The organism is Halocynthiibacter sp. SDUM655004, from assembly GCF_026015885.1.
In the GTDB taxonomy this organism is placed as follows: Bacteria; Pseudomonadota; Alphaproteobacteria; order Rhodobacterales; family Rhodobacteraceae; genus Falsihalocynthiibacter; species Falsihalocynthiibacter halioticoli.
This window is the reverse complement of record NZ_JAPDUG010000002.1, coordinates 778,354-795,452: the sequence shown is the minus strand read 5'-3', so window position 1 is coordinate 795,452 and position 17,099 is coordinate 778,354. Positions and strand designations below refer to the sequence as shown.

The window sequence follows — 17,099 nt, the reverse complement described above, 5'->3', positions numbered from 1 at the left end:
GGATCAGGTTCTGGAAATTGCCCTGCAAAATCCGCGTAGGATCAAGATGTTTGCAATTGGCGTAAGCGCTGCAAGGATTGGCCAGAAACGCTCCGGAGCCAAATCAACAAGCAGGGTCCATGGAAACCCCAATATGACAACGAAAACTCCGGAGAGGGGATCTGTTGGTTGCCCGAACCACCCAAATGTCCCGACAAGCATCAAGAATACGGCAGCGAGATAGGCCGCGATGAAACCTCTTATGATCCACTTGCACATCGACGTAACCTCTCTCAGTTCCACGCTACGCTATTGTGCTCATTGGCTGCTTAGTTTGAAATCAATCCAAGCGCGACTTCCATTCGTGCGGAGCTACAGAAACAGCGCTTTGCATATTCAACTTTTCGCTCGGAATCCGCTTTAAGGCCAACAGCAACGTTACAGTCTTCGCCGGCAGCTCCGGCCATCTGATAAGCAGATCCGTTGCGCCCTGATTTCTCTAGAGACTTCAAATAACCTGCAGCTTTCTGCAGCCTTGCGGTTAGGTCTGCTTGAAGTTCATCGCCCACCGACGACTGAGAAATATTGATCGATCGATAGCTTCGGCATGCTGCCAAAATATCATCAAGGGTCACGGTTACACGGCGGTTTGCACGCTCCGCCGTTGCAACCTTCACAACAAGATCGTTTTCTCCGCGACTTTTTACGCTTCCGATCCGCGCAACAGGCACTCCTAGCGCGACCAGAGCTTGCGCAACTGCTGTGGCACGTTTCTGACCAAGGCTTTGGTTGTAGGAGTTGGACCCAACAGCGTCTGTGTATCCAACAACCACGGTTTGTTTATAGCTCTGTTGTGCTTTCAACTTTTCGGCAATCTCCGCGATCTGTGCCTGCGAATTGGCATCGAGCGCAAAAGAGTCGAACTCAAAATTGACCGTTCCAATATCTTGGGCCTTAACAGCGAGTGGAAAAATCGCACATAACAAAAATATCAGGAACCGAAAGCGCGTAACCATTGTATAATACCCCGTGAACTTGAATGGGAGAATGCTAGCACTCAATTTGCAAACGTTGCAATGTGATCTTGGCGATCTGTACTGGAAGCATATACTTTCCTTGCATTTTCTGTTTCTCTTAATCAAGTTTGAACAAATATTGTTAGTGCTAACTCAATTGGAGACACGATGCCTGTTAAATTGAAGGCAAAATTCGGATTGGCTGCGACTTTTGTAGCTTTTGCTCAGATTTCGCACGCGCTCTCGCTTGAGGATACAATTCTTTATGTTCTTGAGACCAACCCAGAAATAACCGCCGCCGAAGCCAACAAACAAGCGATTGAGTTTGAGCTGGATCAGGCCGAGAGTTTTTACTACCCCCGTTTCGAGCTTGAGGCATGGGCAGGGTCGAGCCTGAATAACGGTACAACGCTGTCGGATATTACGTCCTCTGACTCCGCTCTGTCTGGATATAGCGTGACGGGCCGCATTTCGCAGACGCTGTGGGATGGAGGCGAACGCCGTGCCGAAGTTGCACGTCAAGCGCTGCGCATTGACGCTGCCGCACTTCGTGTAATGGAGCGGGCAGAGGTTTTGTCGCTTGAGGCAATCAGGCTTTATGCCGATGTTTTGCGGAGCCAAGAATTGGTTCGGCTGGCCCGCGAAAACCTTGATTATCACCGTGAAGTTTACGCCCGTTTGGAAAATGCACATGCATCAGGTGTTGTTCCGATTGGCGACCTGCAGCAAGCGCAAGAACGGGTATTCCAAGCAGAAGACACATTGTTTGAGTTCGAGCTTGGCGCCAACGATATAGAAGCGTTTTTCATCGAAGTTGTGGGCGTTGCCCCAACTAATTTGCAGCCGATGGGCCCATATTCCGGCGCACGGCCTTCAAGCCTGGATCAAGCGCTTTCTGTCGCACGACAAAAGAATCCAACAATCAAGTTTTCGCAAGCCGATGTCGCTGCGGCGGAGTCATTGGCGCAGGTTGCGCGCTCGTCTCGGATGCCGAAACTGAACCTCGAAGCTGATCTGATCCATGGTGAAAACCTGAACGGCTTTGAAGGCCGCACCGAAGATGCGCGACTTGGCTTGATGCTCCGGTATGAATTTCAAGGCAACCGCAAATCCGCGCGAGAGCAAGAGCAAATAAGACGTGTTAGCGAGGCTCGATCAAATCTTCTGCGTCAAAGTCGGAGAGTTGAACGCGAAGTTCGTCAGGCATGGCGTAATCTTGAGACATTGCAAGAGCGTGTAACAGCCGTTTCTCAGCAAGCGCGCCTTTCCAGAGAGCTTCGGGCGACATACGAAGAGGAATATCAAGTCGGTGTGCGCTCGCTCCTCGATATTCTCAACACGCAAAGCGCGCTGTTCCAAGCAGAGGCGCGATTGGTAAACCAGCGTTCATTGCAGCGTTATATCGGGTTTAAGCTGTTGGCGACAATGGGTGTGCTGCTTCCAACCCTCAAGATCGAGCCGCCAAAGGATTCCAAAGTCTATGCACAGGACGCAAAAAACATTCCTGACAGCGAGATTTCAGAGGTCGAAGGCCGGAGCGACGCCAGATCGCTGACGGAATGGCGAAAATCTCTCGATAAGTAAGGGAGATTAGCAGTGGGCGTCCCAAGTAAAACTCCAGGTCAGGCGACGGGCGTCAGCGCGCGGGCAAGTGTTACCGTATCTCAAGTTGCAAAAGCGCCGGAGAGTGACTGGGGCTTTGCGGAAACTTCGCGAGACCCTTTGGCATCCGCCATCTCGGACTGTATGCGAGAGTTGGGGCGTGATGTTGGGCTTGAAGCAATACTTGCGGGCATTCCACTTCCGGATGACGGCCGCCTAACACCGCAACTTGGTCTTGCGGCTGTTGAAGCTCAGGGATTTCGCGCGCATTTAACGCGCCGCAAGCTAGACAGTTTGCCAGAAGCCGTTCTTCCTGCTGTTTTGTTTATGGAAGGGCGCGACGCTTGTGTTTTGTGTGAGCGGGTAGGTGACCAAGCCATCGTGATCTGGCCAACGCGGTCAAGCGATAAGCTCGAGATTTCCTGGCAGGAACTGACGCAGAAATACAAGGGCCATGCGCTTTTGTTGCGACCTGAAACCGTGTCAAAGAAAGAGCAAACTGATGCCGCCAAGCCCCAAGGGCGACACTGGTATTGGAGCGTGTTTGCTAGGTTCTGGCCAGATTACACGCAGGTAATCATCGCGTCGGCGCTTGTGAACGTTTTGGCGCTGGTGACGCCGATATTTACAATGAACGTGTATGATCGCGTATTTCCTAACGCTGCGGTTACGACTCTTTGGTCGCTTGTCGCGGGGGTGGGAATTGCGTTGGTGTTTGACGCAGTTCTGAAGTGGTTGCGCACGAGCATTATTGACCGCGTTGGCCGCAGGGTTGATATCGCCGTATCTGCTTGGTTGTTCCGTCATATTTCAGACATCAAACTTGCTAGTCAATCGATGCCAACGGGAAACCTGATGAACACGCTCAAGGATTATGAGCAGGTGCGGGATTTCTTTTCCTCGCAAACTTTGGCGACGCTGACAGATCTTTGTTTCGCTGTTCTGTTTATCGCGGTCATCGCTTATATTGGTGGACCTTTGGCGATCCCTCCGGCGATTGCGCTCGCCGCGGTGCTGATCATGGGGCTGATCATATTGGTGCCGCTACGCAAGGCTTCCTCGCAGGCGCGCGAAACCCAAGGAGCGAAGAACTCTGTTGCCGTCGAGGCGATCTCTGATCTTGAGACGCTCAAAGCGATTTCGGGGCAGGGCCGTATGCAGCGCAGATGGGAGCAGCAAGTGGCGGAAAGCGCCAAGTCCCAAGACCGAAGCAAGGGCCTCGCAACCTTTGCGACAACCTTCACTGGGTTACTCCAGCAATTGTCATCGGTCGGTATCGTTGTGATCGGGGTCTATCTGGCGCTCGAAGGTACAATAACTATGGGCGCTGTCATTGCGGCGATGATCCTTTCAGGGCGCGCTTTGGCGCCGACGGCCACTCTTGCAAGCTTGTTCGTGAGAGGCAGTTTTGCTTTTTCGACACTGCGGAGTCTGAACATGATCATGCAGATGCCCTCAGACAGCGCACCGAATTCCAAACAACTCAATACAGAAATTGACGAAGGCCGCTTCCAACTAAGCGATGTTGGGTTGAGTTATGGCGAGAGCAATCTGTCTGCACTCTCGGGCGTCAATATGGATATCCGAGGCTTGGAGCGAATAGGGGTGATTGGCCCCGTTGGTGCGGGGAAAACATCACTCGTGCGGTTGTTGTCGGGTCTTTATGCGCCAGATGAGGGAATGATCCTTCTGGATGGTTTGAACATGAACCAGCTTAGTCCTGCAAGGTTGCGGAGCGCGGTTCAGGTCTTGCCACAAGAGGCCGTGCTTTTTTCTGGAACGCTTGCAGAGAATATAGCATTCGGCGTTCCTGCGGCTTCGGGTAAGGATATCATGAACGTGGCGCGGCTTTCCGGTGTCGACAAGCTCGCGGCGCGCCACCCAATGGGGTTCTCCATGCCGATATCAGAGCGTGGCCGCAACCTCTCTGGTGGGCAGCGGCAAATGGTGGCGCTTGCGCGGGCCTTACTTGCCCGTCCTCGGGTACTGATCCTTGATGAACCGACAAGCGCGATGGACGTTCAGAATGAGCGGCAGTTCATCACACGTCTTTCGGCAGCTATGAAAGAGCGCCCCATGACGCTGATCGTCTCGACGCATCGCATGGGGCTTTTGGAGCTTGTTGATCGGTTGGTGCTTCTGAATGACGGGAAGGTTATTCAGGATGGCCCAAAGGCTGAGGTTCTCAAGGCGCTTGAGCAATCTTCCAAAAGAGATGCGCCATGAAGGACACTGATTGGGATCTAAAGGAGTTTGCGGATGGCGCGGCGGCAAGCCGAATTGGCCGCACCTCATCGCGGTTAACAATTTTTCTCGCTGTATTGCTCGCGATGTTTGTCGGCGGGGTGCTTTGGGCATCTTGGGCTGTTGTTGAAGAAGTCGCGCGAGCAGGGGGGCAGGTTGTACCGTCAGGGCGCGCGCGAACAGTAGAGAGCCTAGAGGGTGGCATCGTGCGGGAAATCAACGTGCGCGAGGGCGACGTTGTCAGCGCAGGCGATGTTCTTGTTCGGATCGACGATACAGGATCAGCAGCAAACCTTGGTGAGCTTCAGGCGCAAAAGCAGGCGCTCACCGCGCGCAGTATCCGGCTTGAAGCGGAGGCGATCGGAAGCGAGGAGTTGGATTTTTCGGGGACCACGATTGCCCCAGACTCACCCTTGGCTTTGCGAGAGATCGCGCTCTTTAACAGTCGCCTTGCATCATATTTCGGACAGCGTGCCGTGGTCGAGGCGCAGGTTGCACAACGCCAACAAGACATTCATGAGATCAGCTTAAATATCCAAAGGGCAGACGAAACGCTTGCCTTGCTGGATGAAGAGATCGAATTGCGTGCAGATAGTGGTGTTGTCTCGCGTGCGCAAATCATTCCGACCGAGCGCGAACGCATTGCGAAGCGCCAAGAACGCGATAGTTCCGCGAGTCGTCTCGCAAGCGCAAAGGTCGCTGTGAACGAGGCGGAGGCGCGCCTTGTTGAGTTGGAGCTCAATCGTAAAGCGGAGATTAGTACCGAACGGTCCGATACGATGAACCAGCTAAGCGTGATCAATGAATCCTTGATCAAAGCAAGTGATATCGTGTCGCGGGCAAATCTCAGGGCGCCGGTTGATGGCATCATTTCCTCTCTTAACGTTAATACGTTGGGCTCTGTTATCGCACCTGGCGAGGAAGTTTTGCGTGTGGTTCCGCTCGATGATTTTCTACAAGTTGAAGCGCGGGCTAGGCCCGAGGACATTGCATTTATGCGACCGGGGTTGCCTGCGCGTGTGAAGCTGACGTCGTTTGATTTCACGATTTATGGCGCTCTTGACGCAAAAGTTGAGCGTGTCGGAGCGGACGCAGAAAAGGACGAAACAACTGGAGAAGTCTATTTTCCGGTTATTGTTGTGACCGACGAGACAACGTTGGAACATGAAGGTCAAGCCTTTGATATTCGGCCAGGAATGGTCGCTTCGGTTGATATTATTACCGGCGAGCGAACTGTTCTGGAGTATCTTCTTAAACCATTTCAGAAAGCGAGATTTGAGGCTCTGCGGGAACGATAGATCGGGGCGAAGGTCACATTTTCGCGTGTCTCTTCAACCTAAACTATTCTTAAGCTAGAGTTAACTAAATCATGGAGGTGCGTAGTGACATCCGAGATTGAAGTTTTGGAAGCTAGTGTAACGCCCGCGACGACAAAAGAAGAGATGTCGGCGTTGATTGCTGCTGCGAAAAACGGCGAAACCGTTGAGCGGCTCACTATTGTCGAAACCCAATCCCAAAGTACACTTACGCTCGACGACGGCGCGCTGTTTTCGCATGTGACAGTTGTGGGCAGTGATCTCGTGCTTGTGCAGCCCGACGGCGCGATCATTGTATTGGTTGGTGCAAACCGAGATGGTTTGACCATATTTGCCGAGAACTTTTCAATTTTGTCCAGCAAGCTTGCCGAGCTTGCCGATATCAATTCCGATTGGGAGAGCATTGAAGGTATTCAGGCAGTCGATCTGCTTGGTGCAAATAAGGTTACACAGGTTTCTAAGCCTGGCAGCGGCGAGCCAGATGCAACAAGCGTACTTGATCCTCTGATCGGTTTGCCGATTAACCCGCTTTTGCCTCCAACCGAGTATGTGTTTCAGGAGAGGGATGACCTTTGGGCCGCGGGCGACAATGGAACCGGCGCTTCGGGGCTCTTGGTGGTACAGACATCACCATTTATTTTGCGTGAAACAGATGCCACGGTGACTGTCAATTTTGCGGACCATTTTTCGATCACTGCGCCGAATGTCGGTAATGATCTTACGCTGTTCACCGCAACCTTGAATGTCACCGGCATTCCGGTGGGTTCAACTGTCAACTATGGAACACTGACTGATGCTGGTAATGGGACTCTGACCCTGAACTTTACGGGCAGTGAAAGCCAGTATGAAAATCTGACGCTCGTATTTCCGACCGACTTTTCAACAGTAAGCAGACTTGATTTCGCTCCGGGCCCATTGATGGGTACGCTGAAGATTGAATCGGTTTTCAATGAGGTCTCCGAAGTACCTTTCGACATAACTGTATTGTACGAAGGGGACGTCACGATGGACGGGCCCGGTGTTATCAACACAGTCGAAACTGATGCAGAGGTTGATTGGAAGCCTTCTGATGCCCTGATACCGCGCGCCACGGATATCGACGGCTCGGAAAGCATCACCAATGTCGCTTTCGCAATGCCGGGCCTTCCTGCAAATACACTTATTTCGCTCGATAATGGCGCTACGTTCCAAGCTTTGCCGGCGACATACGGTTTCACCGGTACGCTTGCGGAATACATGGATATTGTCGTTCGGCTTCCAACCGATTTTTCGACTGAAAACCCCAATATGAATTTGACGGGGGTTGTCATTGCCACAACCAACGAAGGCGGCGTATCGACTAGAAGCTTTGCGCTAAACGTTGATTATGAGCTGGACCTCACGCTCACAGCTCCGGCTGTTTTGAACGGTGTCGAGGACGGTAACGGCACAGACGGTTCTGGTGTTACGATCGATCTCGGTATCGACGTCGTGGCAACTGATCTCGACGGCTCCGAAGACAATACGACCGTCAGGATTGAATTTACGGGCGTTCCAAGTGGAACGGTATTTTCTACTGGCTTCTATGGATCAAACAACGGCGTTTGGCACGGCACGATGGCCCAAGCCAACAGCTTGACCCTTACCTTCCCGGGAGACTTCTCTGGCTCCATCTCTTCGATCATCTATGCGAATAGTCCGGAAGGGTCGCTTCAAACGAACCAAGCAATTGTGATTGCCCCAACCGGCGATATTGATTTTGATATTACGCCGATCACGACAATGGAAACAGATGCGCCAGTTGTTGTGCGGCCAGCGGAATATTGGAAAGTATCCATAAGCGACAACGACCCAGGAGTGCCGCCTGAAACACTTGATACAGTCACTCTAACGCTAAATGACCTGCCCCCGGGAATGGTTTTCAATGGCGTTCCTGCGTCTACGATCAGCTACAATGATGCAACGGGCGGTACATTGGTGTTTAGCGGCACTGGCCTTCAATACAAGGCGCTCCGCCTTGTTTTCCCCAAAGACTATTCTACCGAAAGCCCATTAACAGGAGCGTCAGGCGACCTCGAAGGCGTGTTGACCGCGACCTCTACTGAAGATCCGACGGGGCAGTCAGTGGCTGTGAATATCAGGATCACACCCGAAGGTGACGTGACGATCGACGACTCCCTGCCAGATACTATCCCAGACGAAACTGACAGCGTGACCCCCGTTTCACCATCGTCGCTTTTTGCGCCGATGGCGACGGACATCGACGGTTCGGAGAGCATTGAAGAGCTTATCCTTATCGTTGCAGGGCTGCCTGGAAATGTGACTTCGGGTTCAGACATTAACTTGAACGCGCCAGGTGCCACAGCAGCATTCTCGAAGGCTGCTGACGGCTCGGTCACGATGACGCTCACACTTACGAACGCTGGCGGCACTGATGTTGTAACGGCGTTCAATGCAATTGGTTTTGAACTCGCAGCTGATTTTTCCACTGCCAACCGCTCTGACTTGGCGGGCAACCAAACCCAGCTGCCGCTCACATTTACGCTTAAGGTTACAACAGACGAAGATGCGATTCCGTTGATAGATACATCTGTCGACGGGCAAGCGACGTCTGTTCGGGTTGTTGATATTGGATTTGAAGAGGATATCGATCTTGCCGCTCCTGCAAAAGTGACGGCTCTCGAAGACAACAACAACACGACAGCTGGCGTTACCGTTGATCTGGAAATTGTGGCGTCAATCGGCGATATCGACGACTCCGAGACCGAAGACCCGAATGATCCGCTCTTTGCCCCTACTGTGACGGTTACGTTTACAGGCCTTCCCGCAGGTGCGGCACCCGTTGGCGGGGGTGCTCTAACTGGCAATGTCTGGAGCGGGAGCATTGCCGAACTTAACAATTTGCAGCTTTTCTTGCCGGAGAACTATTCAGGAAATCTCATTGCTGACATACGCGTTGAAACACGGGAAGGCGTTGAGGCAACACAACAAATCATCGAAATCAAGCCAGTGCCCGATGACAATGTTACGGTCGACATTGTGGCGACCGAAACAGACGCAGAGCTTCCGCTTCGGTTTGGCGACTATAGCGTCATCGATGACCCCGACCCGGACGAAGTAATTACGTTTGTTTCATTTGAAATGACCAATGTGCCGGCGGGATTTTACGCTACAGTTGGTGGCGCGAATGTCGGGACAATCGTCGGCGGTACATTCACATGGGTTCCGCCAAATCTGACTGATCTTAACAATTTAACTATGGTGTTTCCGAAGGACTATTCTACGGAAAGCCCTGTTGGGCAGCCTCAGCCTGAGATCGCCATTGAACTGGATGTTACTGAGTCCGGCGTTACGACACGCGAAACTGTAACTTCACCTATTACCATTTACGTAGAAGGCGATGTAGACGTTCCAGACGCAGTTGCCGTCCTCAGCGAAACGGACGCTGCTCTTACACTCAAACCCGCCGATTACATTGATCCAATTGCAACAGATATCGATGGGTCGGAATCCGTTACGAATGTTACCGCGTACTTTAGCGGCATGCCCGCAGGTGCCGAATACTCGGTTGCAGGAGGGCCATATCAGCCAGCCTCGGGGAACTTCTCATTTACCGGAACGCTGGCAGAATACGAAGCATTGGTCCTTCGTTTCCCTGCTGACTTTTCAACAGAAAATCCAGCTACGACTCTTTCCGCGCAAATTACTGCGCTGACAGATGAAGGCGGAATAGACTCTGGAATTCTCGAGATCCGGATTTCTGCTGAAGGTGATGTTGAAGTCACGGGACCTGGACTGATTGACATAACAGAGAATGACGCCCCTGGAGACACGGACGAAGATACAACTTCACACGCTCCTCTAGAGTTTAAACTGGTGGACGCTGTCCAAGGCAATGCAAGTGATGCCGACGGTTCTGAATCGATTGCACAAGTCGACGTGACGATCACAGGGCTTCCGGCAGGCGCCCTCTATTCGTTGAATGGCGGTACCAGTTTTGCTGCGTTCGCTGCCGGTGGGCTTCCTCCACTTACGTTAGCGGAATACAATAATCTGGTCTTCCAATTGCCGGACGACTTCTCGACCGCGACTCCAATTGCCGGCAGCGTTACCTTCACCACCGACGAGGCAATTCTTAACGGCGAGATTGATGTCGATGCCACCGATGGTATCGAAACCAAGGACTTCACGGTCAATATTGCGTCCGAGGCTGACGTCGATATCGACGTGGCGGACCTGACACGGATCGAAGATTTCGGCTTGCCTATTCCGCTGAATATAGACGCGACGGTTACGGATATAGATGGCTCCGAGAGTATAACCGATATCGTCGTAACGTTTGATGGCTTGCCAACAAATGGACCTACCATCCTGTCTGACGGAACTGCGACGCCAATCTCGGTATCAGGTCCGGTCGCTACATTAAACTTGTCGCTTTCGCAGCTTCAGGCACTTTCTATCACGTCGTTTCCAGAACACTTCTCGGGAATAATTGATGTAAACGTCACCGTTGTCACCGACGAGGGAAATACGGCCGGAACGTCGACTGACTTCAAGGTTAACATAACGCCAGTTGCAGAGCCTGAGATTACGCTATCAGTTGATACCAGCCCTTCAAGCGTTACGTCACCGGCGCAAGATCAGTTTGTGGTAAAAGAGGACACGACTTTTGGCCTTGTGATCAACGCCAATACTCCTGACCAAGACGGCTCGGAGCAACTCACTACAATCGTTATCGAGAATGTGCCCACTGGCTGGATTCCTGCAGGGACTGTCGATCTAACGCTATTCTCTGGGCCGGATGTGGCGAGCATCGATTCCGCTCAAATGGCCGGTACAACGCTTACGATTAACCTTGTGCCAGGGACAACTGCGTTCGACGCGACCGTTCAAGTTGCCCCTCTAGAGAATGATGACCGTGATGTCGCAACCATAGTCGGTGCTGACCTTGTTGGTACGGTAACATCAGAAGACAGCGCTGCGGGCCTGCCTACGGATACCGCGACGGCTGTTGATGCAATTGATGTTGATGTTGACGCGGTTGTTGATGGCGCCTCAGTTTCTACGACGGACGTTGTAGCCGATGAAAACAAAACCGGCCCATTGAAGCTAAATCTCGGCATCTCAAATCTTGCTCTCGTCGATAACGATGGGTCTGAAACGATCAGTGAACTTGATCTCACGTTTACATTTGAAACGGCGTCAACGAACTTTGACCCGTCTGATCCTGCTCAGTTCTCGCTAACCGTACCGGCCGTTCATCAGGGCAACATCACGATCGTCGAAACAGGCAGCACCGCAAATAGCGTCAGCTACAAATTCACTCCAACGTTTGGCGCGTCCAACACTCAATTTATGGATGCGCTCGAAGCGATTGAGGTTGGCTACCCTCAACATTACAGCGGTATCACAACGATCGACGGAGAGGGGTATTGGAACGAGACCACAACCAATGATGTCGAGATCGACACAAGTGATAACTTCTCCACTCTGCAAACGTTCCAGTTCACACAGACGATAAACCCGCTGTCTGAGGTGCTGTTTAGTACCAGCGTTTTTGTTCTGAGTTCCGCAGAAGTTGCGACCGGTTCCCCAACGGCGATTGAAGCGGTAAACCGCAAAGGCGGCACCTTCACTGTTACCGATATTCTAACGCTCTTGGAGAGTACTGATGATGGTTCCGGACCGGGGCAGGTCGAAGTGTTCGTCTCGCTCGAAGGCTCTACGCCAGACCTCGATGGATCAGAACAACTTGATAAAATCGTCATTGAAAATGTGCCGGAGGATTGGATTGCCCAATACGTATCTGGCGGCAATATTGACCAAGCAGCGTTCTTTGATCCGAGCGGAACTGGGCCAATCCCGGCTTCTGAATACGCGAAAATCAGTTCGGCCACTTACAATTCTGGCACGGGTAAAGTCGAGATAACATTCGCGGCAGGCGTAACAACGTTTGAAGCGTCAATTCAACTTACGCCGACCCTTTACGAAGATTACGATATTGATCGTTCAGACACTGATGACTTTACCTCTGCGGGGAGTTTCTTTGGAGCGGACCTGAACGTTTCGCTCAAGACGATTGATACCAACACCGCAACAAACGCTTCCCGAAAAGCGGCCGCAATATTTGATGTCGACACAGATCCGGTTAACAACTTCGCGACAATCAACAACCTTCCAAACGGTAATGAGCAGGTCATCGATGACGCAGGCGGGATATGGGGCGTTTCGCTTTTGCCGCATATTCCAGATATGGACGGATCGGAGCAGATTACCGCGATTGTATTGCGTGGTGTGCCCGAAGTTGTAACGGTTTATGTTACAGACATTAATAACCCAACGGGACCGAAAGTTCCTGCGCTGATAACTGAAGTCGGAGTTCCGACTGGCTTTAACAGCTGGAGCTTGGAAGGGAATGCGGCGCTTGGAATTTATCAGTGGGAGAACCTTGAGTTCCACGGCATTCCAAAGCATTGGGCCGGCGATTTTGTACTCGCACTGCAAGTTGTTTCAACCGAGGATGACGGTGGTACGCGCGTAACAAATATTGGTGTACCAATCTATATCGATCCCGTTGCGGATGGCGGCGACCCTTCAGAGACAGCCAATACCCAAGAAGATACCGCGGTACAGATTTCGATCGATGGAAACATCATCGATAATCTGACAAACTCACCTGGTTCGCCTGAAGCAATTCTGGGTGTTGTTAAGCTCGAGAATGTTCAAGCAGATTCATTCGGACGCCACCCCCGTTTCTTTGACGGCGACCCTGCTGCAGGTGGAACAGAGATTTTCCTATCGGGTGGTCAGGTGATATTGACACCCGCGCAGGCCCAAAACCTTTGGGTCTTGCCAGGGCAGGACAGCAACGAAGATGTCGTTTTCGACGTTAGCGTTGAATACTATGAAACCATTGATTTGACTGAATTTACCGCAGCAACAGGTACGGTCACCATTTCTGTGCAAGGTATTGCAGATCCTGTAATCTTGACGGCACAACAGGAAGATCCAAGCCAAGTTACTGGTGGTATTCAGCAAAGCGATGTCGATAGCGATTTCCGTCCGGGGACCGAATACGACAATGTTTATGGGTATGCTGGAAACGATGATCAGCCGTTTCTGCTGGATATGCGCCTAACCGACTTGGCATTGGAAAATGGTCTGAATTATTCCGGCGCTATGTTTGAGGCGGCAACCCCATTGCAGGGGACCATGACCGAGATAACCAACGCTGGCAATTTTGATGGCTCTGAAACGCTGTACTATGTGATTACTGGCGTTGATCCGAGCACTTCGTTTTCTGGCGGCTTCCTTTCAAATACGCCATCCGCAGGTGGTCTGGATAGCTATATCGTTTCGGCAAGTGAACTCGCGGCGCTTGAATTTGTACCAACGAGTGTGTCGGAGGTTACATACTACGATCTGAAAATCCATGCGATCGTTCTGGAGGATGATCAAGATACCAGCGGTCTGCCGAACACGTCGGTTGAAGATAATCTGAACTATCTGAATAGCCTTCCCGGCGGCTCGGTAACCACAGAAGACTTCGCTATTGTTGTATTGCCCCAATCCGGTGGTGGTAACCCATGCGACCCCGACAAAATGATCGGATTGCCGACGCTTTCCCTTGTTGGGAGCGGAGACGAAGACACAGAGATTGCATTCCAACTCCAGCTCAATCCTGACGGCACATACACTTCGATTAGTGACCTTACGAACCTGCCTAACGGTGTGAATGGAAACTTCACCTTGGAAATCGATTTGCCACCGGGCGCAATGATTTCCAGCAATCCGCCAGGAGCGGTTTTGCTTGATCCATCAACGGGTGGGTATGTTGTTGATGTTGCGCAGCTTGGGATAGATCCATCTGATCCAACGTTAACGGCTGGCAGTATCTTGTTTACGCCGCCGCCGCACCAATCAAGTCCGGTAAACCCCTTCGCGCCTGGCGAAACGTTCGGACCGGATGACCCTTATGACAATTTGAACAGCCTCGACTACTCGATGACGCTCGAGAATTTCAGCTGCAACATGCAGACTGACTCTGGCCCACAGTCCTTCCCGATTGTGATTCACCCGGTTGTTGACGGTCCCGAAATCAATTTCACAGGTGCAAACAAGTTTGACGAAGATACCGACTACGCACTCGGACTTGACGTCACAGGCCCTGACGGCGGTGAGCGGCTCGTTGGTAACGTTGAAATAACCATCTCTGGTGGCGGGAGTGCAGGGGTCGTCCTAAAAGATTCAAGCGGAGCGGTTCTTCTGCCGAACCCGTCAGGGACGTATTCTGTTCCAAAAGACGACGTCGCGGGCCTTACGCTTCGACCGACCGAACACTATAGCGGCACCCTAACGATCACGGTTTCGGCGACTTCGGAAGATATTAACGGCGATCAGAAAACAGTAGATGCATCGAAAACAATCGAAATCACCGCCGTTGCTGACACGCCAGAAATCAAATTCGACGACACAATTATCGACCCTGAAACAGGGCAACCTTACGTCGACAACTCAGGCGGCCAAGCCGTAGTTACAATTATCGAGGACAATGCCTTCTTGCTCTCGGATGTTGTGACTGCGGATACACCCGATCAGGACGGTTCAGAAACGATCTCTATCGTTCTTTCAGGTGTGCCGGATTATTTGAAAGTTTCTGGTCCAAGCGGTAGTGGCTTTATCGATAATGGCGACGGCAGCTATACAATTTCAAGATCAGCATTTTCGTCAGTCACGCTCCAGTTGAAAGACGAGCATGCACGCACTCCTGATCCATTGGACCCAAGTATTCCGGCGTCAATTCCCCTCACGCTTGAGGTTTCGACGATCGAGCTATCAAACTCGGATACAGCATCAACAACGGTCGATTTTTCCGTGGTGGTGCTGCCTGATGCCGATATCCCAACACTGACCGCGAGTATCGATCCGACAACGGGTACAGAAGATCAGCCGCAACCATATACCCTAACGCTTGAAGCAACGACGCCTGATCCTCATGAGACTATTTATTTCGAGATCACAGATCCTGGGAATGGCCAAATTTTCTTGGGCCCTAATGCACTAACTTCCAGCCTAGGCGTTTACACCATTCCGGGTCAATTGTCTGGCGGCACGTTTGTTCCGACAGATACCGTCACATTCGTACCGGGGCAGGATTTCGGCGGGAATGTAGCGCTCGAAGTTGTTGCTGTGACCGTTGATAGTTCAGGAAGCTACACGGACGAGGAGCGCTCGACACCTGCTGATCTGGACTTAACCGTCACGCCAGCACCAGACCTTAATCTAACCGTTCTGACACCTGACGTTGTTCTGCAGGAAACCGATGCGCCGGTTGATTATACCCCGGCTGCTGATTTTGACATCTCTGTCACAGATACAGATGGCTCCGAAGTCGTTGATACCGTTACGTACACAATCAACGGTGTTCCGAGTGGGACAACCTATTCGGTCAGTGGCGGCACACCTGTGCCTGTCAGCGGGACGCTCGTCTTTACCGGAAGTCTGGCCGAGTTCAACGGACTTTCCATTCAGTTCCCAACCGATTTTGCCACCAATGGAACAGACCTGACAGGAAGTATTCAGGTCACAACCAACGAAGGCGGCAACGAGAGCGGAAACTTTAATATCGAAGTTGCGGGCGAGCTCGACCTTGATGCCACCAACACAACCCCAATTGCTCTGGCCGAAAGCGGTAGCGATGTTGTTGTCGAGTTTGAAATCATCGCGACGGTAACAGACACGCAAGCGACGCCATCGGAAACGTTGGAAGAGGTTGTGATAACTTTCAACGCCCCGATCCCTGCGGCTGCATCCGTTTCAATCGGAACCTTTGATGCGTCACGGACCACACTGACAATCACACGCGGAACAATGGATGTTGCGTTGTTTACTGCGGCTGTCGCCGCGTTGACACTCACGTTCCCCGTGGCGGTTGCTATGCCAATAAACGGGGATATAACAGTAACGACGAACCACGGTTCAGCACCCGCATTGCCATATGTTGTCGAACTCAATCAGGCACCAGTCGTGAGTGCGCCTTTGGATTTCGATTCCATCACCACAACGCTTGACCTGACGTTTACTGATCTCCTCGCCAACGCGACGGACCCGGAAGGAAACGGGATGACCATCGTCAGCGCGAGCACCAATGATCCGGACGTAACAGTCACGTTGCTTGCCAATAGTGTTCAAATCACGGTTCCTAACGGCTACATCGGTACGCCTGTGCTGACCTATACAATTCAGGACGACGGAACCCCGAATGCAAGCACAGAAGCAACCGCAAATCTGGACTTCAACACCATGCAGATGACGGTCGATGGCGTGGCGCCCGGCGGTCAGCAGCTCATGTCGGATGTGATCGGCGGGACAGGCAGCAATGACACGGCGCTTGCAACAGAGTTCGACGATGCTGTGATTTATTCTGCAACCCGCACATACGCCGACGTCGAAGCGTTCTCTATGCTCGGCGGTGATGATTTCGTTGATTTATCGGCCGCAACAACAGGATTTGAAGTCTATGGCGGCGGTGGGGATGATGTCCTCATAGGATCGAACCAAAGCGATATCCTTTCCGGAGGTACCGGCAGCGATACGCTAACAGGTGGCGGTGGTTCCGACATTTTCGAACTGACAGATTTACAAATTGCGGATGTCATAACTGATTATGTTTCACCAACGGCCTCGGCTACAGAAAGTGATCAAATTGATCTAACGGCTTTGGTAAAGCTTTCAGGCAGCGAAATTCCGACCGACCGAATTTCATACAATAGCGGATCTGGAGACTTGCAGGTTGACGGCGTCAGCGTTGCTGCCGTCGGCGCTGCTGCTGGCTTCTCTGACCAAGTCGAAGTGATTTTCCTTGACGCGCAAGGGGCGCAGCAAACGGCGGTTCTTTAGAACTTCTTGAATAAATGTGTGCCGCAACAAATCGCGGCCACTCTTGGCTCGAATCACGTTTGGC

At 52.0% G+C, this 17,099-nt stretch carries 5 protein-coding genes; 4 read left to right on the top strand and 1 reads right to left on the bottom strand.

Features of this window, described 5'->3' with window-relative positions; genetic code table 11:
- Window positions 1-308: 308 nt before the first annotated feature.
- On the bottom strand, window positions 309-995 hold the full coding sequence (locus tag N9C89_RS11485) for an OmpA family protein (protein ID WP_263954015.1): 687 nt from the start codon (window positions 993-995) through the stop codon (window positions 309-311).
- 168 nt (window positions 996-1,163) lie between these two features.
- Here N9C89_RS11485 and N9C89_RS11480 point away from each other — a divergent pair, with 168 nt between their 5' ends.
- The 4 genes from N9C89_RS11480 to N9C89_RS11465 all read left to right on the top strand — a co-directional run bounded on the left by N9C89_RS11480 (window position 1,164) and on the right by N9C89_RS11465 (window position 17,035).
- Window positions 1,164-2,579 carry a TolC family outer membrane protein gene (locus N9C89_RS11480; RefSeq protein WP_263954014.1) on the top strand — a complete coding sequence of 472 codons (1,416 nt, stop codon included), beginning with the start codon at window positions 1,164-1,166 and terminating at the stop codon, window positions 2,577-2,579.
- Between the two features lie 12 nt (window positions 2,580-2,591).
- Window positions 2,592-4,823: a type I secretion system permease/ATPase gene (locus tag N9C89_RS11475; RefSeq protein WP_263954013.1), complete on the top strand. Its 2,232-nt coding sequence runs from the start codon at window positions 2,592-2,594 to the stop codon at window positions 4,821-4,823.
- A complete protein-coding gene (locus N9C89_RS11470; RefSeq protein ID WP_263954012.1) occupies window positions 4,820-6,139 on the top strand; it encodes an HlyD family type I secretion periplasmic adaptor subunit in 1,320 nt (439 codons plus the stop codon). Before N9C89_RS11475 ends, N9C89_RS11470 begins: the two co-directional genes overlap by 4 nt.
- 84 nt (window positions 6,140-6,223) lie before the next feature.
- On the top strand, window positions 6,224-17,035 hold the full coding sequence (locus N9C89_RS11465) for an Ig-like domain-containing protein (RefSeq protein ID WP_263954010.1): 10,812 nt from the start codon (window positions 6,224-6,226) through the stop codon (window positions 17,033-17,035).
- Window positions 17,036-17,099: the final 64 nt, after the last annotated feature.